The sequence below is a fragment of the Micropruina sp. genome (assembly GCF_027492755.1).
GTDB lineage: Bacteria > Actinomycetota > Actinomycetes > Propionibacteriales > Propionibacteriaceae > Micropruina.
Window position 1 is genome coordinate 1,617 of record NZ_JAPUED010000008.1, and the last position, 2,589, is coordinate 4,205.

Sequence of the window (2,589 nt, forward strand, 5' to 3'; positions counted from 1 at the left end):
GCGCGGCGCCGTCCCAGGTCTCGACAAGCTCGACCGGCGACCTCAGCGACCCAGGCCGGCGTGCACCTCGATGCCGAAGGGGACGCTGAGCACGCCGGTCGCCGTCAGGCCGAGCCGGGCGGCCGCCGTTTCGACCAGCGAATCCAGGTCGAACCGCGCGGGCGCCGTCACCAGTGAGCCCGAGATCGACTCGCTGGACTCGGCCGGGCGGAACTGCTTCAGGAAGCCCAGCATCGACACCGCCCGGACGGCCACGTCGTCGCGTCGCAGCCCGGCCAGCGCGCAGGCTCGGTCGATGGCGGCACCCATGCCGCCCAGATGGTCCACCAGCCCGCGCTGACGAGCGTCGACGCCGGTCCAGACCCGGCCGTGGGCGAGCGGTTCCAGCACGTCCAGCGCCATTCCACGGTCGGCGGCGGCCTTGCCGGTGAAATCGGCGTAGATGGCGTCCAGCCGGCGATCCAGCGCCGCCCACTGCTCGTCGCTGAAGCCGCTGTTGGCCGACATGAACGACGCCCACGCGCCCGCGGTGACGTCGCTGAGCACCAGCCCCAACTTCTCCTTGATCTCGGTGGTGACGAATTTGCCGGCGAAGACGCCGATCGAGCCGGTCAGCGTGGTGGGCTGGGCGACGATCTCGTCGGCCGGCATCGACACGAAGTAGCCGCCGGACGCCGCCATGTCGCCCATGCAGGCCACCACCGGGCGACCCGACTCACGCAACCGGAGCACCTCGCGCCTGATCGCGTCCGAGGCGATGTAGGAACCGCCCGGCGAGTCGACCCGCAGCACGACGGCCTTCACCTGCTCGTCGGTGGCCGCGGCCCGCAGATGCTGACAGACCACTTCGGAGGCCGCCATCGGCTGCCCGCCGGCCTGGCGCTGGGGACGTCCGGAAACGATCGCGCCGCGCACCTCGACGACCGCGACGGCCGGCTTCGTCCGCGCCTGCACCAACTCGCGCGCCGCCGACACCTTGCCGTAGCGGTGGACGAAGCGCAGCCCGGCCTGCTCGCCACCCCAGGCCCGCCGCGCCTCGGCGTAGACCTCGTCGCGGTAGCCGATCCGGTCGATCAGGCCGTGCGCAACGGCCTCGCCGGGGGTCAACCCTCCGGCATCGACGCTGGCCCACACCTCATCGGTGGTCCGGCCCCGGCGCTGAGCGATGGTGTCGACCGCCCAATGGGCGATCGAATTGGCGATCTGCTGCATCATCTCGGTGTTCGCGGCAGTGATCTCGTGCGCCGCATAGGTGTCGACGGCGGTCTTGAACTCTTTGCGCTGGCCGAACTGCGGCTCGAGACCGATCTTGTCGAACACGCCGCGCAGCAGGGTGATCTGGGTCCGGACGCCGCCCAGGGTCAACTCGCCGGACGGCTGCACCCAGACCTTCTCGGCATGGGCGGCCAACGTGTAGGGCAGCAGTCCGCTGCTGAACTCGCCGAACGACTCGGTGTAGGCCCAGACCGGCTTGTGTTCACCGAAGCCGGCGACCAGATCGGCCAGCTCGCAGCACTGGGCGGCGGTGATCGGGCAGGTGCCCAGGTGCAGGATCAGCCCGCTCACCGCGGGGTCGGTCGCGGCTGCCTGCAACCCGTCGCGCAACGCCCGCATCGAGGGGGCGTTGATCAGCTTGAACGCCTCCAGCGGATTGGCCGGGGCGTTGCTGAGCACGGAATGGTCGAGGTCGAGTTCCAGGATGACCTGATCGCCGACGGAGGATTTGCGCAGCAGGGAGGACAGCGTGCCGAGAGGATCCATGGCGCCCAGCGTATGCGGGACGGGCGCCGGCCGGGCGGCGCGGGTGCTGGTCCGGACGGCGCGGCGCCGGACGCCGTTCGCCCCTGTGGGTGCCGAACCGGACGGCGAATCGGAGGGCCTCAGCGCGTCGCGGCCCGCTGCCGGCGCACCGACAGGCCAGCATGAGGGGCGTGATAGGACGCAATGCACCCCGCACCGGAGGCAGTTGGGCACGGACCTCGGTGATCATCGCGGCCGCGGTCACGGCCGCCCTGGCCGGATGCGCCAAGACCCCGCCGGTGCTCGACCCGCCGCCCACCGCCGTCCCGGCCCCGTCGTCCGCCGAGCCGAGCCCGAGCGGCTCGGCGAGCGCAACCCCGTCCGAGTCGAGCAGCCCCAGCACGACGCCGAGTTCGAGCCCGAGTTCGACGCCGTCCGACAAGCCCGCGGTGAAGGCCACCGGGTCGCTCGCCCTGTACAGCGAGGCGAGCAAGAAACTCGCCGGAACCTGCGCGACGAAATCCGGGGTGCCGACCCTGACGGTGGCCGATCGAGCCAATGACTTCTTCGGCACCATCGACGCCACGATGGTGCTCTCAGCTCGCCGGACTACCGTGTCGAAGCTGACGATCGCGCTCGGCGAGGACTCCGAATCGATCGTCCGCACGATCAGCTACAACGCCGCTCAGCCGACCAAGGGCACCTCGCTCGAACTGACCGGCAAGGGCGCCACCTTCACCGCCAAGGGCAAGCTGAGCAACACCGAGAACGGCCGGCCGGCCGGCACCATTCCGGTCACCCTGACGATCACCTGCGCCAGCACCAACTGGTGACGGACGGCCACTGATC

At 70.8% G+C, this 2,589-nt stretch carries 2 protein-coding genes; one reads left to right on the plus strand and one right to left on the minus strand.

What is annotated here, in order from left to right; all coding sequences use genetic code 11:
• Positions 1-42: 42 nt before the first annotated feature.
• The gene (locus tag Q0066_RS00425; protein WP_298128940.1) at positions 43-1,761 is read right to left on the minus strand and encodes a S49 family peptidase; all 1,719 of its coding nucleotides are present in this window, start codon (positions 1,759-1,761) and stop codon (positions 43-45) included.
• A gap of 170 nt (positions 1,762-1,931) precedes the next feature.
• Here Q0066_RS00425 and Q0066_RS00430 point away from each other — a divergent pair, with 170 nt between their 5' ends.
• Positions 1,932-2,573, plus strand: coding sequence for a hypothetical protein (locus Q0066_RS00430; RefSeq protein ID WP_298128942.1), 642 nt, complete (start codon positions 1,932-1,934; stop codon positions 2,571-2,573).
• The last annotated feature ends 16 nt before the right edge of the window (positions 2,574-2,589 follow it).